Below are 21,997 nucleotides of genomic sequence, written 5' to 3'. Positions count from 1 at the left end.
GTCCAACGAGGGGTGCTACACTACATCTTGTGGTCGCCCAAGCGCGGATTCCCGCCGGCCACGCCTTTCGGACTAGCCTGTCCGGACGTTGCGACCCCCATTACAAGATCCAATTTTGACCCGACATGACGCCGTCATGCCGTTATCTACGCGCTTTTTCGCACAGGAGCTTCCATGCAGACTACGATCGCCTCTGTGACCCGGCCTTCGGCCGTGCCGCCCTCCCAAACCGACTCCCCCGCCGACGCCAATAGCGGCCAATGGGCCAGCTACAACATCATCCGCCGCAATGGCTCGGTGGTTGGCTTTGAGCCCAGCAAGATCGCCATCGCCATGACCAAGGCCTTCCTGGCCGTCAATGGCGGCCAAGGCGCCGCGTCCGCGCGTGTGCGCGAACTGGTCGAAACGCTGACCGGCCAGGCCGTCAACGCGCTGGTTCGCAACCGCCCCAACGGCGGCACCTTCCATATTGAAGACATCCAGGACCAGGTCGAATTGGCGCTGATGCGCTCTGGCGAGCATGACGTCGCGCGCGCCTACGTCCTGTACCGCGAAAAGCGCACGCAGGAACGCGCCGCCGCTGCTGCCGCCGAAGGCCAGCAGAAGGCCGCCGCCGCGCCGCAGGAACACGTGCTGAACGTCACCGACGGCGGCGTGCGCCGTCCGCTGGATGTCGCCGAACTGCGCGCGACCATCGTCGCCGCCGGCGAAGGCCTGTCCGAGTTCATCGACGCCGAAGCCATCCTGAAGGAAACGGTCAAGAATCTGTACGACGGCATCCCCGTCGACGAAGTCTTCAAGTCCGCCATTCTGTCCGCGCGCGCGCTGGTCGAAAAGGATCCGGCCTACAGCCAGGTCACCGCCCGTCTGCTGCTGCACACGATCCGCAAGGAAGTGCTGGGCGAGGAAGTCTCGCAAGACGGCATGGGCACGCGCTACGCCGAATACTTCCCCACGTTCATTGCCCGCGGCATCGAAGGCGGACTGCTGTCGCCCGAACTGGCCAACTATGACCTGACCAAGCTGGGCAAGGCACTGAACGCCAAGCGCGACCTGCAGTTCGGCTACCTCGGCCTGCAGACGCTGTACGACCGCTACTTCCTGCACATCCGCGGCACCCGCATCGAACTGCCGCAGGTCTTCTTCATGCGCGTGGCCATGGGCCTGGCGCTGCGCGAGACCAACCGCGAAGCGCGCGCGATCGAATTCTACGAGATCCTGTCCTCGTTCGACTTCATGAGCTCCACGCCGACGCTGTTCAACTCGGGCACGCTGCACTCGCAACTGTCGTCGTGCTACCTGACCACCGTCTCCGACGATCTGGAAGGCATCTACGACGCCATCAAGGAAAACGCGCTGCTGGCCAAGTACGCCGGCGGCCTGGGCAACGACTGGACCCCGGTCCGCGCGCTGCGCAGCCACATCAAGGGCACCAACGGCGAAAGCCAGGGCGTCGTGCCGTTCCTGAAGGTCGTCAACGACACGGCTGTCGCCGTGAACCAGGGTGGCAAGCGCAAGGGTGCGGTCTGCACGTACCTCGAGTCGTGGCACCTGGACATCGAAGAATTCCTGGAACTGCGCAAGAACACCGGCGACGAGCGCCGCCGCACGCACGACATGAACACGGCGAACTGGATTCCCGACCTGTTCATGAAGCGCGTCATGGAAGGCGGTGAGTGGACGCTGTTCTCGCCGTCCGACTGCCCCGACCTGCACGACAAGTACGGCCGCGCCTTCGAAGAAGCCTACGTGGGCTACGAAGCCCGCGTCGCCAGCGGCGAACTGAAGCTCTTCAAGAAGATGCCGGCGCTGACGCTGTGGCGCAAGATGCTGTCGATGCTGTTCGAAACCGGCCACCCGTGGATCACGTTCAAGGATCCGTGCAACATCCGTTCGCCGCAGCAGCACGTGGGCGTCGTCCACAGCTCGAACCTGTGCACCGAGATCACGCTGAACACCAACGAATCTGAAATCGCAGTTTGCAACCTGGGTTCCGTGAATCTGGTCGCTCACATGAAGCCGGCTGCCGGCGGCGGTTTCGAACTGGACCACGACAAGATCAAGCGCACGGTCAGCATTGCCATGCGCATGCTCGACAACGTGATCGACATCAACTACTACGCCGTCGACAAGGCTCGCAATTCCAACGCGCGCCATCGTCCGGTGGGCATGGGCATCATGGGCTTCCAGGATTGCCTGCAGATGATGCGCGTGCCGTACGCATCGCAAGCCGCTGTTGAATTCGCGGACCGTTCGATGGAAGCGGTGTGCTATCACGCCTACTTCGCGTCGAGCCTGCTCGCTGAAGAGCGCGGCCGCTATCAATCGTATGAAGGCTCGTTGTGGTCGCGTGGCATCTTGCCGCAAGACACGTTGAAGATGCTGCGTGATGAACGTGGTGGTCACGTCGACGTTGATGAATCGAGCACGCTCGATTGGGATACGTTGCGTACGCGCATCAAAGAACACGGCATGCGCAACTCCAATTGCATCGCAATCGCCCCAACCGCCACTATTTCCAATATCATTGGCGTATCTGCGTGCATCGAACCCACTTTCCAGAACTTGTACGTCAAATCGAATCTCTCCGGCGAGTTCACGGTCGTTAACGATTACCTCGTGCGTGACCTGAAGAAACTCGGTCTCTGGGACGAAGTCATGGTCGCCGACCTCAAGTACTTCGACGGCAGCCTGTCCCGCATCGATCGCGTACCTTCCGAACTCCGCGAACTCTACGCCACCGCGTTCGAAGTCGAACCGAGCTGGCTGGTTGAATGCGCGTCGCGCCGCCAGAAGTGGATCGATCAAGCCCAGTCGCTGAACATCTACATGGCCGGCGCATCGGGCAAGAAACTGGACGACACCTACAAGCTGGCATGGACGCGTGGCCTGAAGACCACGTACTACCTGCGTACCCTTGGCGCCACCAGCGCCGAGAAGTCCACCGGACGCGGCGGCGAACTGAACGCTGTCAGCGCAAGCGGCCATTCCACGGCTTCGGCCATGGGCGCAGCACCTGTTTTGCCGGAACCCGAAATTCTCGGAGCGGTTTGCACCATGCGGCCGGGTGACCCCGGCTTCGAAGAGTGCGAAGCCTGCCAATAACCGCATCCGGAGAATGAATCATGATTAATTGGGACGACGACACCACCGCCACGCAACCTGCACAACCTGCCGCACCCGCGGCGGGTGGTCAGGCTGCCCCGGAAGTTCGGGCGGCGACGGGTGTGTTCGGCGATACCGCCATGCCCACGCCGGCTGCGCCTGAACACGCTGCCGGCCTGGCCGCCAGCGGCTCGGCAACTTCGCAACGCGTGAAGGTTGCCGACAAGCGCATCATCAATGGCCAGACCGACGTCAATCAGCTTGTGCCTTTCAAGTACAAGTGGGCGTGGGAAAAGTACCTGGCCACTTGCGCCAACCATTGGATGCCGCAAGAGATCAACATGTCGCGCGACATCGCCCTCTGGAAGAACCCGAACGGGCTCACCGAGGACGAGCGCCGCATCGTCAAGCGCAATCTCGGCTTCTTCGTGACCGCCGACTCGCTGGCCGCCAACAACATCGTGCTGGGCACCTACCGCCACATCACGGCTCCCGAATGCCGCCAGTTCCTGCTGCGCCAGGCCTTCGAGGAAGCCATCCACACGCACGCCTATCAATACATCGTCGAAAGCCTGGATCTGGACGAAGCCGAGATCTTCAACGCTTATAACGAAGTGCCGTCCATCCGGGCAAAAGACGAGTTCCTGATCCCGTTCATCGACGCGATCGCTGACCCCAACTTCAAGACGGGCACGCCCGAAGCCGACCAGACGCTGCTGAAGTCCCTGATCGTTTTCGCTTGCCTCATGGAAGGCCTGTTCTTCTACGTTGGCTTCACGCAGATCCTGGCGCTTGGCCGCCAGAACAAGATGACCGGCGCTGCCGAGCAGTACATGTACATCCTTCGCGATGAATCCATGCACTGCAACTTCGGCATCGATCTGATCAACACCGTCAAATTGGAAAATCCGCATCTCTGGACGCCGGAATTCCGCGAAGAAATTCGAGAACTCTTCCGCAAAGCGGTCGAACTCGAATACGCTTACGCCGAAGACACGATGCCGCGCGGCGTGTTGGGCTTGAACGCACCCATGTTCAAATCCTACCTGCGCTTCATCGCCAACCGTCGTTGCCAGCAGATCGGTATCGAACCTCTGTACCCCCAGGAAGAAAATCCCTTCCCGTGGATGGCGGAAATGATCGACCTTAAAAAGGAACGCAACTTTTTTGAAACTCGCGTGATCGAATACCAAACCGGTGGCACGCTGAGCTGGGAGTAACGCAGTACGCCATCGAGCCCGGCGCGGGCACGCCCTCTTCTATCGGATGGGCGTCGCGTTCGCGACAGGCTTGATGGCAATCTCCTTGGTCAGGGTGTCTTCGAACACGTAGAACAAGCGGTCGGCGGCCTGTGGACAGGCTGCCTGCCGGCGCCATTTGAAATGGCTCGCGCCAAAGGAGCGGGGGCCATATCAAATGGCTGTGCCGAATTCATTAGCGCAAACCGTAGTAGCTGTTGCTCGCACAGAACAGCGGCATGCGCCGATGAATAGCCCGGGCACGGTCCGCCAATTGGCGGGTCGGGGCACGGGTTTAAGTTCTGGGACCCCTGAACCTAAGGAGCATGACCATGGCAACAGCCAAGAAAGCCGTCAAGAAAGCAGCGGTGAAAAAACCCGCCGCCAAGAAGGCAGTAGCAAAGAAGGCCGCTCCGGCCAAGAAAGCTGCCGTCAAGAAAGTCGCAGTGAAGAAAGTCGCAGCCGCCAAGAAGCCGGCCGTGAAGAAGGTTGCCGCCAAGAAGGCGCCGGCCGCCAAGAAGGTCGTTGCCAAGAAGGCAGTTGCCAAGAAGGCTGTCGCCAAGAAGGCTCCGGCCGCCAAGAAGGCTGTGGCCAAGAAGGCCGTAGCCAAGAAGGCTGTCGCCAAGAAAGCTGTGGCCAAGAAGGCCGTCGCCAAGAAAGCCGTCGCCAAGAAAGCCGTAGCCAAGAAGGCTGTCGCCAAGAAGGCCGTCGCCAAGAAGGCTGTTGCCAAGAAGGCTGTCGCCAAGAAGGCCCCGGCCGCCAAGAAGGCCGTAGCCAAGAAGGCTGCCGCCAAGAAGGCCCCGGCCGCCAAGAAAGCGGTTGCCAAGAAGGCCGTAGCCAAGAAGGCCCCGGCTGCCAAGAAGGCGCCCGCCGCCAAGAAGGCTCCTGCTTCCAAGCCGGCTGTCGCCGCAAAGAAGCCTGCCGCCGCCAAGAAGCCCGCTGCGAAGAAAGCCGCTCCGAAGAAGCCCGCCACGCCGCCGACCACGGCTGCTGCCCCGGGCGCGAAGACCGCGCTGAACCCCGCCGCGTCGTGGCCGTTCCCGACGGGTGGCCGTCCCTAATCCGGACGCGCCGAAGCGTTAGCTTCATCAGAGCCGCCTGGTATTTGCCGGGCGGCTTTTTTGTCGTTTGCGCGTCATGCCATCCAAATGGCTGACCCTTGCACCGGGACTGAAGCACTAGGACCGTACGCAATTTTTACGTCTGGCCGTGCGACAATTGATTCCTCTTTTTTGGGGTGATCGCGTCCATGCTCGGTGAAATCTTCCGCTTCCTTCTCGAAATCGTGTTCACGCTGTTTGGCGCGGCACTGATTGCCCGCGCCTGGATGCACGCGATACGGCTGCATCCCTTCAACCCGCTGGCGCGCGCGATCTACGGGGCCACCAACTGGCTGGTGATGCCGCTGCGCAAGATCATTCCCGCGGGCAACAAGATCGATTGGACCAGCCTGGTGTGCGCATGGCTCTCGGCCCTGGTCTATCTGGTGCTGCTGTGGCTGGTGGCTATCGGCGCGCTGATCCCCGCCGCGCTGCTGCCCGCCGCCATGGGCTCGGCGCTCATCATGACCGCGAAGTGGGCACTGAACCTGGTGGTCTGGCTGACGCTGATCCAGGCGGTGCTGTCCTGGGTCAACCCCATGGCGCCCATGATGCCGCTGCTGCAGTCGCTGACCGCGCCGCTGCTCGATCCCATCCGCCGCATCCTGCCGCGCACCTCGATCGACTTCTCGCCACTGATTCTGCTGGTGGCGGCGCAGATCCTGTTGATGGTCCTGGCTCGCCTGAGCTACGGCATGATGGGCGTGTAATCAGCTAGACCGGAATGGCGCTGTAGATTTCGATCAGCTTCTTCCGGTCGATCTTGTGATTGTTCGACATGGGCAGCGCCGGACAGGCAACCAGCTCTGACGGCACCATGTACGGCGGCAGGCGCTCGGCCAGCCGCTCCTTCCAGCCGGACAATGCATCCGGCGCCAGCAGCGACGCTTCCTGCGTCGCCGCCTTTGCCCCCGTCACGAAGCCGATGAGCCGCACCGCGGTGCCGTCGGGACGCCGCAGCACCGCGCAGGCGCTTGCCTCGACGTCCGGCAGGCCATGCAGGGCCTCGTCGATCTCGGCCAGCTCAATGCGATAGCCGTTGAGCTTGATCTGGTCATCCATGCGGCCCCGGCAGAACAGCAGCCCGCCCGCTTCCATCAGGCCCAGGTCGCCCGTGCGGAACGCGCGGCGGCCGTCGTCGTAGGTGTAGAGCTTGGCGGCGTTCAGGTCGGCGCGGTTCAGATAGCCGCGCATCACGTGGTCGCCCACGATGCAGATCTCGCCCTCGTCCACCAGCAGCACACTATCCGGCTTGGCATGTCCGACCGGCAAGGGGTCGTGCGCCGCCAGCACGGCATCGGTGACTTCGATCCAGGTGGTGGCCACCGTGGCCTCGGTCGGGCCGTAGGTGTTCAGGATGGATGCGTCGGGAAAGCGCTGGCGCAGCTTCTTGGCCAGCGCTGCCGGCAGAGGCTCGCCGCAGAAGAGGAATGTGCGCAGCGTCGGCAGCGTGGCGGGCGAGAAGTCGCGGTTGGCCAGTTGCTGATGGGCGAACGAAGGCGTGGACACCCACACCGTGATGCCGTGGCCGGCCAGCCGTTCCATCCACGGGCCGGGCGCGGCGATCTGTTCGCGCGCGTTGAGCACGCAACTGCCGCCGGACGCCAGCGTGGCGAAGACCTCGTACATGGACAGGTCGAAACTGAACGGCGCCTGATTCATGAAGACGGGCGCGTCACCCAAACCAAAGCTGCCGAGCATCCAGTCGCCGAGCAGGCCGACGCTTTCGCGGCCGATCTGCACGCCCTTGGGATCGCCCGTGCTGCCCGACGTGAACATTACGTAGGCCAGGCCGCGCTCTTGCAGCACTTCGCCCTCGCCCGCCGTAAACGTGCCGGCCGCGGCGTCGAAGACGGCGGCCGCGCGCACGATCTCCACGATGCGGCGCAGGCGCTCCGAAGGATAGATGGTATCCACCGGCACGAACGGCGCGCCGATGAGCAGCGCGCCGACCATGGCGACGAAGAACGCGGCTTCCTTGTGCCCGTAGATGGCTACCGGGACGTCGGGCGCCACGCCGTGCTGGCGGGCGGCATCGGCCCAGGCCTGCGCCTCGGTGCGCAACTGCGCCCATGTCAGGCTGCGGTCGGCGGCGGCGATGGCCAGCGCGTCGGGCGCGCGTTCGTCGTCGACGAACTGGAAGGACTTCAAGTCGAAACGCATGCCGAAGCTCCCGGCGTCAGATGGGACTGCGGCCGCTGAACACGTACAGCGCCAGCGCGGCCAGAATCAGGGTGAGCACGCGCCCGAGAAAGCGCATGACGGGCTTGGCCAGAAACGCCTGCAAGCCGGGCCGCGTGCGCGCGGCGTTGATCAGCAGGTTGTGGCCCACCGAATACGCGCCGAACATCAGGCCGCTGACGATGTAGTGCAGCGACAGGCCGTTCCACACGCCCATCGCCAGCAGGGTCGCGAAGATGCCGATGTTCTGCGCCGCAAGCCGGTGGCGTCCGAAGAAGCGGGTCTTGCTCAACGCCTTGTAGATTGGCATGAACACGACGTCGCGCAGCCATTCGGACAGGCTGATGTGCCAGCGCCGCCAGAAATCCTGAGGGTTCAGCGTGGCCAGCGGATTGCGGAAGTTGATCGGCAGCGTGAAACCGAACAGCATGCCGATGCCGATCGCCATCGTCGAGTAGCCGGCAAAGTCGAAGAACAGGTAGGCGCTGTAGAGCGAGGCATTCAGCGCCACGCCCGTGAACGAATAATCGTGCGCATCCAGCGTGGCCAGACCGTAGCGCCAGATGAGCTCGGCCAGGCCGAACTTCTGGATCACGCCCACCATGATGAGTTCCAGCCCGGTCAACCAGGTGTTCAGATCGACCCCTTCGTAGCCGCGCTTCAGGTCGGCCTGAAAGGCGCGCCAGCGGTACATGGGACCGGCCAGCAGCGTCAGCGGGAAGAACAGGTAGATGAAGTAATCCAGCGGCGAGACGCGCTCGTTGCGGGGCGCGAACAGCAGGACGTCGATGGCGCGGAAGGTGGCGAAGGACAATCCGAGCATGGCGCCCAGGTGCGATACGCCGGTCTTGACCAGCAGCAAAGGCGTCATCGTGATGATCACCGCCAGCCAGGTCGGGATGTAGTTGCGGCGCATGGCCCAGAGCGCGGTGCCAGAGATGGCGAAGAGCGCAATGGGCTGATAGGGCCGCGCCCAGAACACCGCCATCCAGACGCCCAGACAGATGACGCCGATGACGTGGCGATAGCCGATGCGCAGCGGCATGCCGGAGGACCGGTAGGCGACGAGGCCGAGGCCGCCAAACAGGGCGCCGCCGAAGAAGCTCAAGCTTGCGAAGAGTTCCATGGTGCGCTCAGAACTGCTGGTATTGGAATTCGACCTTGATCGGTCCGCCGCTGCCGGTCGTGGGCTGCGCCTGCAGCACGAACACGAGGATCACGCCTACATACAGGCACAAGTGCCAGAAGAAGCGGCGCGCCCAGGGCGCGCCCGCATTGCGGGCTTCGTCTTTACGAAAGAATTTCATCGGGAAAAATACTCCGCAATGCCTTGATCGGCCATGGCCCAGCCGAGTTCGGCCAGGTGCATGTCGTCGCGCAGCATGCCCGGCTCAAAGGGAATGCTGTAGAGATCCAGGCACCCCATCTGATAGCGCGTGCACATGCCGGTGATGGCGTCCACCACCGGATCGAAGCGTTCGACGTCCAGGATGAGCTTGGGGTTGAACGGCTGGATGACGAAGTACGCCTTGACCTTGCGCTTTTGCAGCAGCGCCATCACTCGCGAGAGGTCGCCCAGTTCGGTGCGGGTGATCGGATCGATGTCGGCGAATTCATTGCGCGCGGGCGAGTACAGCGGCGCGAGGTACTGCTTGTAGTAGTCGTCGCGCACGTCATAGGGGTTGTTGCCGCCCAGGTTGCGCTCGACTTCGCGCGCCTCGTGCGTGATCCGGGACCACTGCCCCGAATTGAGCCTGGCCGACGCCGGCCAGGACACGAAGCGGTGCGCAGGCACGGACAACTTGCTGCGCGGCTTGTCGGGCGCCGGCGCCTGGCGTGCATGCCACCACAGCGCCAGCTTGTCCTTCAGCTCGGACACCTGGCCGTTGGCGATGAGCCACAGCAAGCCCCAGTTTGCGTTGTCGCTGATCCAGTTCTGCATCTGCTCGCGCGTGCTGGGCTGGTCCCACAACCGGTCCCAGACCGGCCCCGTGACGTGCTCGGCAAAAGCGCTGCGCGGCAACTGCCCGCCCGAGGCAAACCAGGCCGGCGACAGCATGATGACCAGCCGTGTGTTGGGCGTGAGCGAATCCGACACCGATTCCAGCACGCTGACGATGCCATACGACTGGAACATCGCGTGGCCGTAGGCGAGCGTCGGCACCTTCAGCTCTTCGGGAAAGAATCGGTAGGGAACGAAGCGCAGGTCGTGGCTGGACAATTCGGACGAGCCCAGCACCACCAGCGTGCCGTCGCTCAGGGCATTGCCCAGACGGTTCAGGTTGACGTGCTGGGTGCCCCAGTCCGGCCCGAGGTTGGGCAGGTAGTTGCTCTTGTCGGCCGCGATGGCCGAGGGCGATGACGATGGATTGACGACGCGGCTAAGCAGATCGTCCGCCCCGCAATAAGCCCCTACCGCCAACGCCACCGCCGTCGCTGCCGCAGCGACGTGCGACAGGAACCGGGTATTACGAAGTATGGGCAGCGACATAGCCGGCAAGCACGCGGACCGACTGAAGGTGCTCTGCGATTTCGGGAGCCGGGATGCTGCAGCCGTACTCGGACTCGACCGCCAGCGTGATGTCCACGGCGGCGAGCGAATCGACCAGGCCGGTGGCAATCAGTTGTGTGTCGGGAGTGACTTTCTTCATGACGATCGACTCGACGATCTCGCCGATCTTGGTGTGGAGTTCTTGCTCGGTATGCATAGGTATTGCAGCGTAACGTTGCCTGTTCGGCAAACCATCCCCCGCCCCGGGATTCAGGCGACGAGGATACAGAAAATAGCTGAAACCAAACTGAAAAATTCCAGCCAGCAAGCGGGGCTTCCAGAAGCACGTGGTTACATTAAATCCAGACTGCCGCGCCGTCGCAATCATTGCACTTCGGCCGTGGAATCGCCATGAAACTTATGGAGGAAATGGCGAGAAAAGGCTCGGAAAGGTAACGTTCGCGGGTAAATCCCGGGGGGCCGCGTTGCGGGCGAGCGACATATTCTTACGTTCGATCTGGCGGTGCGATTTCGCGGCGCGAAAAAAAACCCGCTTGCGCGGGCTTTTCTAGGCGGGCGAACCGATTACATCGGCGTGACGCGGGTCGGACCGGCGCCGCTGATCACCTGGACGCGCTGGCCCACGCTGAGGGCCACGTCCGCGGCCTGGGCAACCACACGCGTCTCGCCGTTGTCCAGACGCACCGTGACCTCCAGACCAGAGCTTGTCTGCGCGCGGTTTTCAACGGCGTTGCCGGCAAGGGCGCCGAGGATGGCGCCGCCAACCGTGGCGATGGCGCGGCCCGTGCCGCCACCGATCGCGTTACCGGCCACACCGCCCAACGCACCGCCAGCCACCATGCCGACACCGCTGGACTTGTCGTCCTGAATGACGATCGGACGTACGCTGGTGACCGTTCCGGTGCGGACGATCTGTTCACGCTGCGCTTGATCGTAGGTATAGACGGAGCTGGAGGCACTGCGATTTGCGCAACCGCCAAGCACTGCCATCGACGTCACCACCGCCGCGACAGCCAGCCAGCGGCCGGTACGCGGCGTCACCAGGGAAATAGACTTTATATGATTCATTTGGACTCCTCATTCGGGCACGACCGACGGTGACTGATGATACTCCGCCCGCAACGCCCGGCAAGCGCACCCGCAACAGACTGAAACGCTCCGCCAGAAGCTGCAAACTCGGGACGCGAAACAACGGGCTACAGCCCGTTGCCATTGAATATGCGCCGATATTCGACCTGTGCGCGGGGCAGCGGTTCCCGGGAAGTCCTTGCTAATCAGACGGGCAGGTGGATGCCGTACGTGGCATGCAGGACGGCGTCGATCTCGGCGCGCGTCGGCACATGGTTCTGCGGGCCGCGCGAAGCGATCTTGATGGCGCCCATGACGTTGCCCAGGCGGCAGCTATCTTCCCAGTTCCAGCCGCTGGTCAGGCCGTACAGCAGGCCGCCGCGCTGCGCGTCGCCGCAACCGGTCGGATCGACCACCTGCGACGCTCGCACCGGTTCGATCTGGATGGTCTTGCCTTCGGTGTGCAGCGTCGCGCCTTCGGCGCCGCGGGTCACGACCACGGCCTGCAGGGTGCGCGCGATGTCCGCAACGCTGCGGCCCGTGCGCTGTTCGACCACGCCGGCTTCATAGTCATTGACCGTGAGGGCCTGCGCCAGCTTGAGCATGCGCTCGAGGTCGGCGCCGTCAAACAGCGGCATGGCCTGCCCCAGGTCGAAGATGAAGGGGATGCCGCGCTTGTGCAGGCGTTCGGCGTGGGCAAACATGCCCTCTTTCGCGTCCGGGGCAACGATGGCCCAGGCGGCGTCGGCGTCGCTCAGGTCATTTTGCGCGGCGAACGACATGGCGCCCGGGTGGAAAGCGGTGATCTGGTTGTCGTCCAGGTCGGTCGTGATGAAGCACTGCGCGGTGAACGTGTCGGGAATGACCTTGACGCGGCTGACGTCGATGCCCAGGCCCGACAGGCGCTGCATGTACTCACCAGCGTCTTCGCCGATGGTGGCCACCGGCACCGGCGTGCCGCCCAGCAGGTTCATGTTGTAGGCAATGTTGCCCGAGCAGCCGCCATATTCCTTGCGCATGCTGGGCACCAGGAACGACACGCTCAGCGACTGAATGCGGTCGGCAAGAATGTGCTCCTTGAAGCGACCTTCGAACACCGCGATGGTGTCGAACGCCATCGAACCGCAGACCAGAACAGGAGTTGCCATGCTTGTCATCCTTTACGGAAAAAACTTGTCGAGTTGGTAGCCATTGACCTGAACGCCGGTCACTTCAATGGGGACTGAAATCTTCAACGCGCCCTGGGGACCGAACGGTCCGCGCAGTTGCTCGGGTGTGAGGTAATTCTCGGGCGTCAGCACCTTGCGCACGACCACCGTGTCCGACAGGTCGTTCAGCTCAAGCACCAGCGCCGGCCAATGCTGCGGCTTGTCGTAGCGGTTGTGCAGCATCACGGTCAGCACGAGGCGCGTGCGGCCGTCGTCGATGGCGGCGGCGCCTGTCGGCGGCTGCAGCGACGACGACGAAATGCTGATGAGGTCGCGGCGGCGCGCATAGCCGACCGTGCAGTCCAGCGGCTTGCAGGCGGCCTCCAGGACCGGACGCAGCGCCGGCACGGAATTGGCGATCTCGGTCCGGTAGGCGTAGAGCAGTTGCAGGGCCAGCACGATCAGGCCGGCCAGGCACGCGTAGCCCCACAGCTTGCGCAAGAAGCCGCTGCGCTCGATGCGATCCTGGTCCAGGAACTCCGGTGGCGCGCGGCCCACGTCGGTGGCGCTGGAGTAACGCGTGCGCGTGTCCCCCAGCACCGGCTCGTGAGCGCCGCGTTCCAGGTCGTCTTCGTCCTCGTATTCGTCGTCGCGCTCAATGTCGCGTACGTCGTCGCGCAGGTCGTCGTGGAAGTCATCGTCCACGTCATGGCGCGGCGTGTTGCGCGGGTCGATGCGCGCGTCGCTGCGCATGTCATTGCGCGAACTTCCGGCGCGCCAGTCCAGCGCCGGCTCGTCGGACCGGCTGGCGATGATGGGTTCGTTACGAAACGCGGGGGCCGGCCGCGCGGGCACGGCCCGGGGCGGCTCGGGCTCGCGCAGGAACGGCTCGCCGTCATCGTCGGCGTCGATGTCTTCCGCGTGATCGTATTCGGCGTGGTCGTCCGGGACCGCCGTTTCGGGCTCGGCACGCTTGCGGATATCGTCGCGGCCGCGCAGCACGGCGGGCGGAATCGGAGGCGTCGTCGCCGCGGGCGGCGCCACGGGTTCGTCTTCCCAGGGCAGGACCACGCACGGTTCGACCGGCGCGGCGGGGGCCGCGGGCACCGGCGTGAAGGCGGGTTCGGGAACCGGGGCGGCGGGCGGATGCGGCTCGGGTGCGGACAGCACGGGCGCCGCGATCGCTGCGGCGGACGATGGCAGCGGCGCCGTGGCCGGCACGGCGGCCGCGACGGGCGCACCCGGCGCGGACACCAGACACGCGCGGCCATCGAAAACGGTCGAGCAGGCGCCGCAACGCACCAGCCCATTGCGGACCCGAAGCTGGTCAGGCACCACCTTGAACGAAGTGCCGCACTGCGGGCAGCGGGTAGTCAGAGCCATGAGGCGTGCTCCTGCTGCCGCGGCTCAGGGCTTGCGGCCGTGCAGGCAGACCCAGCCGTCACGCGCGCGCCAGACCGACATGGCGAGCCACGGCGCATAGGCGGCCGCGACTTCCTCGGCCTGGCGTTCCAGCACGCCCGACAACACAAGGTGACCGCCCGCGGCAACGCGGCCGGCCAGCATGGGGGCCAGCACTTTCAGGGGATTGGACAGGATGTTGGCGACCACGACTTCGAATGTGCCGTCCGCCAGTCCGTCGGGCAGCATGGCCTGCAGCTCGACCTTGTTGACCTCGGCGTTGAACACCGTGCTTTGCACCGCCTGCGCGTCGATATCGACCGCCTTGGTCGGGCCGGCGCCGAGCTTGCGCGCGGCGATGGCCAGAATGCCGGATCCGCATCCGTAGTCCAGCAGGGTCGCACCAGCAGGCAACTCGGCTTCGAGCCATGCCAGGCACAGGTGCGTCGTGGGGTGGCTGCCGGTGCCAAAGGCCAGGCCCGGGTCCAGTTCGATATGGATGGCGCCGTCCTGATCGGGCACGGCCGTATCCAGGCCGGGCACATCGGGATTGTCGCGGTGCCAGCTCGGCACGATCCAGAGGCGTTCGGCGATGTGGATCGGGCCAAACTGAGATTGCGTCAGGCGCACCCAGTCGGCGTCCGGCACATCGCGCAGGCTCCACCCGTCGAACACCGATGCATCGAGCTCTCCGGTTTGGCCGGCTTCTTCCATGATCTGCGCGGGATCGGCGCCGTCGGGCAGCAAGGCGACGACAAGATTGCGGTCCCATGCCTGCACATCGGGCTCGGTGCCCGGCTCGCCGAACAACGGGCGTTCGACTTCGGTGCCGAAGTCGGCGTCTTCGACGGAGACCGACAGCACGCCGGCTTCAAGCAAGGCATCCGACAACGCTTCGGCCTGCGCCTCCGAGCAATGGAGCACGAGTTCACGCATGATTTTTCTCTTCCATCTGGTCAACGGGCCGCGGCATGCGCCGCGGCCCGATCAACCTTAAAACATCAACAAGGTAAAACGCAAAAGGGGCCGTGAGGCCCCAAAGTCGGTCAGGGACGCTGCGCCAACTTGTGTTCCAGATAGTGGATGCTGGTGCCGCCTTCGATGAAGCGGGCATCCTGCAGCATTTCGCGGTGCAGCGGGATGTTGGTGGAAATGCCTTCCACCACCATTTCCGACAGCGCGATGCGCATGCGGGCCAGCGCCTGGTCCCGCGTGTCGCCGTACGTGATGACCTTGGCGATCATCGAATCGTAGTTGGGCGGCACGAAGTAGCCATTGAACGCGTGCGAGTCGATACGCACGCCAGGACCGCCCGGCGTGTGCCAGTTGGTGATGCGGCCGGGGCTGGGCACGAAACGGAACGGATCCTCCGCATTGATGCGGCATTCGATCGCGTGGCCTTTGAACGTGATGTCGCGCTGGCGCAGCGTGAACTTTTCTCCAGCGGCAACCAGGATCTGCTGCTGCACCAGATCGATGCCGGTGATCAGCTCGGTGACCGGGTGTTCCACCTGGATGCGGGTGTTCATTTCAATGAAATAGAACTCGCCGTTTTCATACAGGAACTCGAACGTGCCGGCGCCGCGATAGCCCATCTTGCGGCAGGCGTCGGCGCAGCGGTCGCCAATGCGCTCGATCAGGCGGCGGGCAACGCCGGGGGCCGGCGCTTCCTCGATGACTTTCTGGTGGCGGCGCTGCATGGAGCAGTCGCGTTCACCCAGCCAGACCGCGTTGCGGCCACCGTCGGCCAGCACCTGGATTTCGATATGGCGCGGGTTCTCGAGGAACTTCTCCATATAGACTTCCGGGTTGTTGAACGCGGCGCCTGCTTCGGAACGCGTCATCGTGACGGCATTGAGCAGCGCGGCCTCGGTGTACACCACGCGCATGCCGCGGCCACCGCCGCCGCCCGCGGCCTTGATGATGACCGGATAGCCGACTTCGCGGGCAGTGCGCAGGATCTCCTGGGGATCGTCGGGCAACGCGCCCTCGGAGCCCGGCACCACCGGCACGCCGGCTTCGATCATGGCGCGCTTGGCGCTGACCTTGTCGCCCATCAGGCGGATCGTGTCCGGACGCGGACCGATGAACACGAAACCGCTCTTCTCGACGCGATCGGCGAAGTCGGCATTTTCGGACAAGAACCCGTAACCCGGGTGGATTGCCTCGGAATCCGTGACTTCGGCGGCCGAGATGATGGCCGGCATGTTCAGGTAGCTTTCACGCGACGGCGCGGGCCCGATGCACACGGATTCATCGGCAAGGCGAACGTACTTGGCTTCGCGGTCGGCCTCGGAGTGCACGACGACGGTCTTGATGCCCAGCTCGCGGCAGGCGCGCTGAATGCGCAGGGCGATTTCGCCCCGATTGGCGATCAGGATTTTTTCGAACATGTTCAGCTATCAGCCAATGACGAAGAGGGGTTGACCGTACTCGACGGGCTCACCGTTTTCGACCAGGATTTCTTTGATGACGCCCGACTTGTCGGCTTCGATTTCATTGAGCAGCTTCATGGCTTCAATGATGCACAGCGGGTCGCCTTCCTTGACGGTGGCGCCCACGTCGATGAACGGGGCGGCGCCCGGGTTCGGCGAGCGGTAGAACGTGCCGACCATCGGAGCCTTCACGACATGGCCCTGAATGACCGGGGCGGCGGGCGCGGCCGGTGCAGCAGGCGCGGCGGCAGCCACGGGCGCTGCGGGCACGCCGGCTTCGGGCTGGTGGTAGGCCACCGGCTGCAGCGTCTGCGAGAACTTGACGATTCTGACCTTGCCTTCGCCTTCGGTGATTTCCAGCTCGGCGATGCCCGATTCAGCCACCAGGTCGATCAGGGTTTTGAGTTTTCGAAGATCCATAGAAGCTGCTTCCCGAGATAGTGTCGGCGTCGTCCCAGCGTCGGGGTTCGCGCCGTATAAGATGTAAAAGCGTTGATTTGATGCGAGATCAGTGCCGCACTGCGTAACGCAGCGCGGCCTCGTAGCCGTCCGCGCCCAGGCCGCTGATCAGGCCTTGCGCCAAGTCGGACAGATAAGAGTGATGCCTGAACGGCTCTCGCTTATACAGATTGGACAAATGTACTTCAATAAATGGGATCGCGACCCCGGCCAGCGCGTCGCGAATTGCGACGCTGGTGTGCGTGTATGCCGCTGCGTTGATGATGATGAAGTCCGTGCCGTCCTGCCGGGCCGCCTGAATGCGGTCAACCAGCGCACCTTCGTGATTGCTTTGCCACGCAGACAGCGTGGCGCCCAATTCGCCCGCGAGCAACTCGAGACGCTCATTGATCTGGGCAAGCGTAAGACTGCCGTAGATATGAGGTTCCCGGGTGCCAAGCAGGTTCAGATTCGGGCCATGCAATACCAGTATGTTTTGCGCCATGCGCGTGCCAATAAGTGGATTGCCAATTGTTGGCAAAACAGCCGATAAACCAGCTTTTTACGCCAATTCCTACTATTTGTCCAACAGACTTACGCCTTTAAACCCGCAAGCGTGCGATCCAGGTCGTCGGGCTGGACTTCGCCCAATATCTTCCGGTTAATGCTGCCATCTGCATTGAAAACGATAGTAAAAGGCAGCCCGCCACTGGGGTTGCCCAGTTTGCGCAGCGTATCGATGGCACCGGCGCCGATTACCCACAACGGGTACGAAACCTGTACTTTCTCGACAAACTTCTGCATGTTGGCGGCGGAATCAACGCCGATGCCGACAAAGCGCACTTGCGGGTATTTTTTCTGCAAGGCATCCAGCGCGGGCATTTCCTTGACGCACGGCGCACACCACGTTGCCCAAAAATTGACCACGATGGGCTGTCCCTTCCAGCCGGCCAGCGAGTGCGAGGCGCCGTTCAGATCCGGAAGCTGCATCCGCATGAGTTCCGCGACCGGGTCGCCCGCGTCGGCCGTCGCGGCGTCGTTCTTGGGCTTGCGCCCCATCAGCGTGTAGCCGCCCGCGACAGTCGTGGCCACCGCCACGGCGGCGGAAAGAAGTAGGCGTCGATTCATGGCGCGATGATAACCGTTGCGGCCGTTTTACGCCGCAGGCGCGGGGCGCGGGCTTGCGGGGCCGCTATATATACAATGCTGGGCAGGAGATTTATCAATGCATCTGCACATTCTTGGCATCTGCGGCACCTTCATGGGCGGGCTCGCGCTGATCGCGCGCGCAGCCGGGCATAAAGTCACGGGTTGCGACGCGGGCGTGTACCCGCCGATGAGCACCCAGCTTTCCGAACAGGGTATCGAACTGATCGAGGGCTTTGGCGCCGAGCAACTGGCGCTGAAGCCGGACCTGTATGTCATCGGCAACGTGGTCAGCCGCGGCAATCCGCTGATGGAAGCCATTCTGGAATCTGGCGCGCGCTACGTGTCCGGGCCGCAATGGCTGGGCGACAACATCCTGCCCGGCGCGCACGTGCTGGCCGTTGCCGGCACGCACGGCAAGACCACCACCAGCTCGATGCTGGCCTGGGTGCTGGAAGCCGCAGGCATGGCTCCGAATTTCCTGATCGGCGGCGTGGCGCAGGATCTGCACGTGTCCGCCCGCTACGACCCGGCGCGCCGCCCCTTCGTCATCGAGGCGGACGAATACGACACGGCGTTCTTCGACAAGCGCTCAAAGTTCGTCCACTATCGTCCCCGCACGGCCATCCTGAACAACCTGGAATACGATCACGCCGACATCTTCCCCGATCTGGCGGCGATCGAAACGCAGTTCCACCATCTGGTCCGCACGATCCCCGGTTCGGGCCGCATCGTCCGCCCCACGCAATCGGATGCGCTGGATCGCGTGATTGCGCGCGGATGCTGGTCTGATACCGTCACGTTCGGTCCCGATGGGCAGTGGCAGGCTTCGCCGCCGGATACTGATGGCGCGTTCGAGGTCACGCGCGCCGGGGTGCGCGTTGGCACGGTCCGCTGGTCGCTGACGGGGGAACATAACCGCATGAACGCGTTGGCCGCTCTGGCCGCCGCTGAACACGTCGGCGTACCGGTCGAACAGGGCATCGACGCTCTTACCCGCTTCGGCGGCGTCAAGCGCCGCATGGAATTGCGCGGCACGGTCAACGGCATCAAGGTCTACGACGATTTCGCGCACCACCCCACCGCCATCGCCACCACGCTGGAAGGCCTGCGCCGTCAAGTGGGCGCCGCGCGCATCCTGGCCGTGCTGGAGCCGCGCTCCAACACCATGAAACTGGGCACCATGGCGGCACGGCTGCCCGCGGCGCTGGCCGATGCCGATCTGGTGTTCTGCTTTGGCGCCAGCGAAGGCAAGCACGCGCTGGGCTGGAACCCCGCCGAGGTCCTGGCGCCCTTGGGCGGCCGGGCTTCCAGTTACGATGACATCGGCGCGCTGGTGGACGCCGTCGCCGGCGCCGCCCGCCCTGGCGACCAGGTGCTGGTCATGAGCAATGGCGGCTTCGGCGGCATCCATGGCAAGCTGCTGGATGCGCTGCAGGCGCGCGGCTGATTCCGCCCGCCTGGCCCGCCCGGCGTTTGAGCCTTCAACCGGCAGCCTCCCGCAACGCAGACGGAAACAGCAAGCAATGATCCTCTATCTACACGGTTTCCGATCGTCGCCCGACTCCTTCAAAGCCCGCATGATGGCGGACGCCATGGCCGCCCACGGCCTGATGAATGCGTGGGCCTGCCCGCAATTGCCCGCCAGCCCGCGCGAGGCCATCGATCTGGCGCTGGGCATGGCGCGCGGCCAACTGGCGGACACCGGTTCACCGCGCGAACTGACCGTGATCGGCTCCTCGCTGGGCGGTTTCTACGCCACCTGGATCGCCGAGCAGCTGGGCTGCAAGGCCGTACTGCTGAACCCCGCCGTCCACGCCGCACGCGACCTTGCCACCCAGGTCGGCGAGCACCACATGTATCATTCCGGCGCGCCGTTCGTTTTTTTGCCCGAATATGTGGACGAACTGGCGGCCATCCATGCACCGCGCATCACGCAGCCCGACCGGTATTTCCTGGTGGCGGCGACCGGCGACGAAGTGCTGGACTGGCGCGAGATGCGCGACCGATACGCCGGCTGCCGCCAGCGTATCGTGCAAGGCAGCGACCACGGCCTATCCGATTTCGCGCAATGGATGCCGGAAGTGCTTGAATTCGCCCTAGGCGGCAAGCCGGTACGCGCCTGATAATCAATATCGACTTTCAACACCCACCAAGCTGCGCAAGGCGGCGCGAGGCCGCCGCCCAGGACGATCCCCACCATGTATGTGTTTTACGAAGATGACGGCAGCTTCAAGGCCGGCAATATCCTGTCCGAGACCGACGCCAGCCTGCAGGTGGAGTCGGAGTCGGGCAAGCGCAGCAAAATCAAGCGCGCCAATACCCTGTTCAACTTCGCTTCGCCGGATCCGGCTGCCCTGATGACCCAGGCGGCCGCCACGGCCGAGACGCTGGACCTGCAGTTCCTGTGGGAATGCGCGCCGCAAGAGGAGTTCGACTCCCCCGCCCTGGCCGCCGACTATTTCGGCCACGCCCCCACGCCCGTCGAACAAGCCGCGCTGCTGATGCGGCTGCATGGCGCACCGGCGTACTTCCACCGCCGCGGCAAGGGCCGCTACCGCCCTGCTCCGCCTGACATCCTGGCCGCCGCGCTGGCCGCGCTGGAAAAGAAGCAGCGCCAGGCCGAACAGCAGCAGGAATGGGTCGACGAAATGGCCGCGGGCCGCCTTCCCGAACCCATTGCGCAAGCCGCCGAATCGCTCCTGATCCGCCCGGACAAGAACTCGCAGCAATGGAAGGCCCTGGACGCCGCGTGCGCCAAACTGGGCAAGACGCCTGACCGCCTGCTGCTCGAACTGGGCGCCTGGCCGCACGCGCTCGCCCTGCACAAGCGCCGCTTCCTGGCCGTCAACTTCCCGCGCGGACTCGCTTTCCCCGACGTGGAACTGCCGCCCATCGACCGCGAACTGCCACTGGCCGACGCCGAGATCTATTCCGTGGACGATGTCACCACCACGGAAATCGACGACGCGCTCTCCGTCTCCACGCTGCCTGACGGCCGCGTGCGCGTCGGCGTCCACGTCGCCGCTCCCGGCCTGTCCGTCACCCGCGACAGCGAGCTCGACAAGCTGGCCCGTGCCCGCCTGTCCACCGTCTACATGCCCGGCGACAAGATCCCGATGCAGCCGGACAGCGTCATCCAGGCGTTCTCGCTGGACGCCGGCCGCGAAGTGCCCGCGCTCTCGCTGTACGTCATCGCCAATCCGGAAACCGGCGAAGTCATCGAATCGGAAACCCGGCTGGAACGCATCGTCGTGCGCGAAAACCTGCGCCACAACATGCTGGACAGCCAGGTCACCGAGGCCAGCCTGTCCGACCCGGATGCCGACCTGCCCTACGGCCACTGGCTGCGCCCGCTCTGGAAGCTGGCCCAGGCCCTGTCCGCGCAACGCGAAAACGTGCGCGGCAAGCCGGAAAACAATTCGCGGGTGGAATACAGCTTCTACCTGGACGGCAATCCTGACGATCCGGACACCCCTGTCCGCCTGGTCCCGCGCCAGCGCAACGCGCCGCTGGACCGCATGGTGGCCGAGTACATGATTCTTGCCAACAACCTGTGGGGCGGCCTGCTGAACCAGCACGGCGTGCCGGGCATCTACCGCTCGCAACAGGCCGGCCGCGTGCGCATGAGCACGCAAGCGCTGCCGCACGAGGCCATCGGCGTCCCGCAATATGCGTGGAGCACGTCGCCGCTGCGCCGCTATGTCGACCTGGTAAACCAGTGGCAACTGATCGCCGCGGTGGAACACGGCGTCTCGGCCCGCCTGATCGCCCCCTTCAAGCCGCGCGACGCGGACCTGTTCGCCATCATCGGCGCCTTCGACGCGCAATACGCCGCCTGGGCCGAGTTCCAGAGCGCAATGGAACGCTACTGGTGCCTACGCTGGCTGAAGCAGAACGGCGTGACGCGGACGGTGGCGCATGTGCTGCGGGATGATCTGGTGCGGTTTGCGAATGCGCCGCTGGTGACTCGGGTGGGCGGGATGCCGGAGTTTGAGCGGGGGACGGCTGTTGAGGTGGATATTCTGGGGATGGATGAGTTGTCTCTGGAGTTGGATTGTCGGTTTGTGGGCGAGGTTAAGGGGGAGTCTGCGGCTTCGTAGGTCGCTTTCTTCAGATCTTCGTCGGTCGCGTTGTTTCGTTCTTCGTCGGTCGCGTTGTTCCGTTCTTCGTAGGTCGCCCGACGCCGCGGTCACCGGGGAGGCGAGCGCCCACGATTGCGGTC

The 21,997-nt window shown here is 64.2% G+C and carries 20 protein-coding genes; 7 read left to right on the top strand and 13 right to left on the bottom strand.

The features are described from left to right. Positions 1 to 174: 174 nt before the first annotated feature. From AC6LJW_RS26415 to AC6LJW_RS26400, 4 genes are all read left to right on the top strand, one after another. The gene (locus AC6LJW_RS26415; RefSeq protein WP_056564433.1) at positions 175 to 3,105 is read left to right on the top strand and encodes a ribonucleoside-diphosphate reductase subunit alpha; all 2,931 of its coding nucleotides are present in this window, start codon (positions 175 to 177) and stop codon (positions 3,103 to 3,105) included. A 20-nt stretch (positions 3,106 to 3,125) separates the two neighbouring features. After that, the gene (locus tag AC6LJW_RS26410) at positions 3,126 to 4,325 is read left to right on the top strand and encodes a ribonucleotide-diphosphate reductase subunit beta (protein WP_056564436.1); all 1,200 of its coding nucleotides are present in this window, start codon (positions 3,126 to 3,128) and stop codon (positions 4,323 to 4,325) included. 350 nt (positions 4,326 to 4,675) lie between these two features. Next, positions 4,676 to 5,404: a histone H1-like DNA-binding protein gene (locus tag AC6LJW_RS26405; protein WP_498088723.1), complete on the top strand. Its 729-nt coding sequence runs from the start codon at positions 4,676 to 4,678 to the stop codon at positions 5,402 to 5,404. 188 nt (positions 5,405 to 5,592) lie between these two features. Continuing rightward, positions 5,593 to 6,153: a YggT family protein gene (locus AC6LJW_RS26400; RefSeq protein WP_056566878.1), complete on the top strand. Its 561-nt coding sequence runs from the start codon at positions 5,593 to 5,595 to the stop codon at positions 6,151 to 6,153. 4 nt (positions 6,154 to 6,157) lie between these two features. On the opposite strand, the gene AC6LJW_RS26395 is transcribed toward AC6LJW_RS26400, so the two are convergent. The 13 genes from AC6LJW_RS26395 to AC6LJW_RS26335 form a co-directional block, all read right to left on the bottom strand. After that, a complete protein-coding gene (locus tag AC6LJW_RS26395; protein ID WP_498088722.1) occupies positions 6,158 to 7,606 on the bottom strand; it encodes a D-alanine--poly(phosphoribitol) ligase in 1,449 nt (482 codons plus the stop codon). 16 nt (positions 7,607 to 7,622) lie between these two features. Then, positions 7,623 to 8,750: an MBOAT family O-acyltransferase gene (locus AC6LJW_RS26390; protein WP_498088721.1), complete on the bottom strand. Its 1,128-nt coding sequence runs from the start codon at positions 8,748 to 8,750 to the stop codon at positions 7,623 to 7,625. A 7-nt stretch (positions 8,751 to 8,757) separates the two neighbouring features. Continuing rightward, the gene (locus tag AC6LJW_RS26385) at positions 8,758 to 8,931 is read right to left on the bottom strand and encodes a hypothetical protein (protein ID WP_128829895.1); all 174 of its coding nucleotides are present in this window, start codon (positions 8,929 to 8,931) and stop codon (positions 8,758 to 8,760) included. Beyond that, positions 8,928 to 10,115, bottom strand: a complete 1,188-nt coding sequence (locus tag AC6LJW_RS26380; protein WP_056564447.1) for a D-alanyl-lipoteichoic acid biosynthesis protein DltD — start codon at positions 10,113 to 10,115, stop codon at positions 8,928 to 8,930. The genes AC6LJW_RS26385 and AC6LJW_RS26380 overlap by 4 nt, the downstream gene beginning before the upstream one ends. After that, entirely contained in the window at positions 10,093 to 10,332 is a 240-nt protein-coding gene (locus tag AC6LJW_RS26375; protein WP_008159625.1) for an acyl carrier protein, read from the bottom strand. Before AC6LJW_RS26375 ends, AC6LJW_RS26380 begins: the two co-directional genes overlap by 23 nt. A 368-nt stretch (positions 10,333 to 10,700) precedes the next feature. Continuing rightward, positions 10,701 to 11,204, bottom strand: a complete 504-nt coding sequence (locus tag AC6LJW_RS26370) for an outer membrane lipoprotein (RefSeq protein WP_056564450.1) — start codon at positions 11,202 to 11,204, stop codon at positions 10,701 to 10,703. Positions 11,205 to 11,410: 206 nt separating this feature from the next. Beyond that, positions 11,411 to 12,352, bottom strand: a complete 942-nt coding sequence (locus tag AC6LJW_RS26365) for a carbohydrate kinase family protein (RefSeq protein ID WP_056564452.1) — start codon at positions 12,350 to 12,352, stop codon at positions 11,411 to 11,413. A 12-nt stretch (positions 12,353 to 12,364) separates the two neighbouring features. After that, complete coding sequence (locus tag AC6LJW_RS26360; protein ID WP_498088720.1) at positions 12,365 to 13,735, bottom strand: DUF3426 domain-containing protein; 1,371 nt, start codon at positions 13,733 to 13,735, stop codon at positions 12,365 to 12,367. A 24-nt stretch (positions 13,736 to 13,759) separates the two neighbouring features. After that, entirely contained in the window at positions 13,760 to 14,689 is a 930-nt protein-coding gene (gene prmA, locus AC6LJW_RS26355; RefSeq protein ID WP_056564458.1) for a 50S ribosomal protein L11 methyltransferase, read from the bottom strand. 110 nt (positions 14,690 to 14,799) lie between these two features. After that, positions 14,800 to 16,146, bottom strand: coding sequence for an acetyl-CoA carboxylase biotin carboxylase subunit (gene accC / locus AC6LJW_RS26350; RefSeq protein WP_056564461.1), 1,347 nt, complete (start codon positions 16,144 to 16,146; stop codon positions 14,800 to 14,802). A gap of 9 nt (positions 16,147 to 16,155) precedes the next feature. Further along, complete coding sequence (gene accB, locus AC6LJW_RS26345; protein ID WP_056564464.1) at positions 16,156 to 16,608, bottom strand: acetyl-CoA carboxylase biotin carboxyl carrier protein; 453 nt, start codon at positions 16,606 to 16,608, stop codon at positions 16,156 to 16,158. Between the two features lie 88 nt (positions 16,609 to 16,696). Beyond that, positions 16,697 to 17,131, bottom strand: coding sequence for a type II 3-dehydroquinate dehydratase (aroQ, locus tag AC6LJW_RS26340; protein ID WP_056564467.1), 435 nt, complete (start codon positions 17,129 to 17,131; stop codon positions 16,697 to 16,699). An 89-nt stretch (positions 17,132 to 17,220) separates the two neighbouring features. Next, a complete protein-coding gene (locus AC6LJW_RS26335; RefSeq protein WP_498088719.1) occupies positions 17,221 to 17,754 on the bottom strand; it encodes a TlpA family protein disulfide reductase in 534 nt (177 codons plus the stop codon). 97 nt (positions 17,755 to 17,851) lie between these two features. Here AC6LJW_RS26335 and mpl point away from each other — a divergent pair, with 97 nt between their 5' ends. The 3 genes from mpl to AC6LJW_RS26320 all read left to right on the top strand — a co-directional run bounded on the left by mpl (position 17,852) and on the right by AC6LJW_RS26320 (position 21,875). Further along, a complete protein-coding gene (gene mpl, locus AC6LJW_RS26330; protein WP_498088718.1) occupies positions 17,852 to 19,222 on the top strand; it encodes a UDP-N-acetylmuramate:L-alanyl-gamma-D-glutamyl-meso-diaminopimelate ligase in 1,371 nt (456 codons plus the stop codon). 76 nt (positions 19,223 to 19,298) lie between these two features. Further along, positions 19,299 to 19,898, top strand: coding sequence for a YqiA/YcfP family alpha/beta fold hydrolase (locus AC6LJW_RS26325; RefSeq protein WP_498088717.1), 600 nt, complete (start codon positions 19,299 to 19,301; stop codon positions 19,896 to 19,898). A 75-nt stretch (positions 19,899 to 19,973) separates the two neighbouring features. After that, positions 19,974 to 21,875 carry a ribonuclease catalytic domain-containing protein gene (locus AC6LJW_RS26320; protein WP_056564479.1) on the top strand — a complete coding sequence of 634 codons (1,902 nt, stop codon included), beginning with the start codon at positions 19,974 to 19,976 and terminating at the stop codon, positions 21,873 to 21,875. Positions 21,876 to 21,997 lie beyond the last annotated feature (122 nt).

Source organism: Achromobacter sp. 1012554356 (assembly GCF_059760815.1).
This window is presented reverse-complemented; position numbering and strand designations above follow the sequence as displayed.

Coding starts and splice junctions, on each gene's coding strand:
- AC6LJW_RS26415 (WP_056564433.1), top strand. CDS start 175: ATGCAGACTACGATCGCCTCTGTGACCCGGCCTTCGGCCGTGCCGCCC.
- AC6LJW_RS26410 (WP_056564436.1), top strand. CDS start 3,126: ATGATTAATTGGGACGACGACACCACCGCCACGCAACCTGCACAACCT.
- AC6LJW_RS26405 (WP_498088723.1), top strand. CDS start 4,676: ATGGCAACAGCCAAGAAAGCCGTCAAGAAAGCAGCGGTGAAAAAACCC.
- AC6LJW_RS26400 (WP_056566878.1), top strand. CDS start 5,593: ATGCTCGGTGAAATCTTCCGCTTCCTTCTCGAAATCGTGTTCACGCTG.
- AC6LJW_RS26395 (WP_498088722.1), bottom strand. CDS start 7,606: ATGCGTTTCGACTTGAAGTCCTTCCAGTTCGTCGACGACGAACGCGCG.
- AC6LJW_RS26390 (WP_498088721.1), bottom strand. CDS start 8,750: ATGGAACTCTTCGCAAGCTTGAGCTTCTTCGGCGGCGCCCTGTTTGGC.
- AC6LJW_RS26385 (WP_128829895.1), bottom strand. CDS start 8,931: ATGAAATTCTTTCGTAAAGACGAAGCCCGCAATGCGGGCGCGCCCTGG.
- AC6LJW_RS26380 (WP_056564447.1), bottom strand. CDS start 10,115: ATGTCGCTGCCCATACTTCGTAATACCCGGTTCCTGTCGCACGTCGCT.
- AC6LJW_RS26375 (WP_008159625.1), bottom strand. CDS start 10,332: ATGCATACCGAGCAAGAACTCCACACCAAGATCGGCGAGATCGTCGAG.
- AC6LJW_RS26370 (WP_056564450.1), bottom strand. CDS start 11,204: ATGAATCATATAAAGTCTATTTCCCTGGTGACGCCGCGTACCGGCCGC.
- AC6LJW_RS26365 (WP_056564452.1), bottom strand. CDS start 12,352: ATGGCAACTCCTGTTCTGGTCTGCGGTTCGATGGCGTTCGACACCATC.
- AC6LJW_RS26360 (WP_498088720.1), bottom strand. CDS start 13,735: ATGGCTCTGACTACCCGCTGCCCGCAGTGCGGCACTTCGTTCAAGGTG.
- prmA (WP_056564458.1), bottom strand. CDS start 14,689: ATGCGTGAACTCGTGCTCCATTGCTCGGAGGCGCAGGCCGAAGCGTTG.
- accC (WP_056564461.1), bottom strand. CDS start 16,146: ATGTTCGAAAAAATCCTGATCGCCAATCGGGGCGAAATCGCCCTGCGC.
- accB (WP_056564464.1), bottom strand. CDS start 16,608: ATGGATCTTCGAAAACTCAAAACCCTGATCGACCTGGTGGCTGAATCG.
- aroQ (WP_056564467.1), bottom strand. CDS start 17,131: ATGGCGCAAAACATACTGGTATTGCATGGCCCGAATCTGAACCTGCTT.
- AC6LJW_RS26335 (WP_498088719.1), bottom strand. CDS start 17,754: ATGAATCGACGCCTACTTCTTTCCGCCGCCGTGGCGGTGGCCACGACT.
- mpl (WP_498088718.1), top strand. CDS start 17,852: ATGCATCTGCACATTCTTGGCATCTGCGGCACCTTCATGGGCGGGCTC.
- AC6LJW_RS26325 (WP_498088717.1), top strand. CDS start 19,299: ATGATCCTCTATCTACACGGTTTCCGATCGTCGCCCGACTCCTTCAAA.
- AC6LJW_RS26320 (WP_056564479.1), top strand. CDS start 19,974: ATGTATGTGTTTTACGAAGATGACGGCAGCTTCAAGGCCGGCAATATC.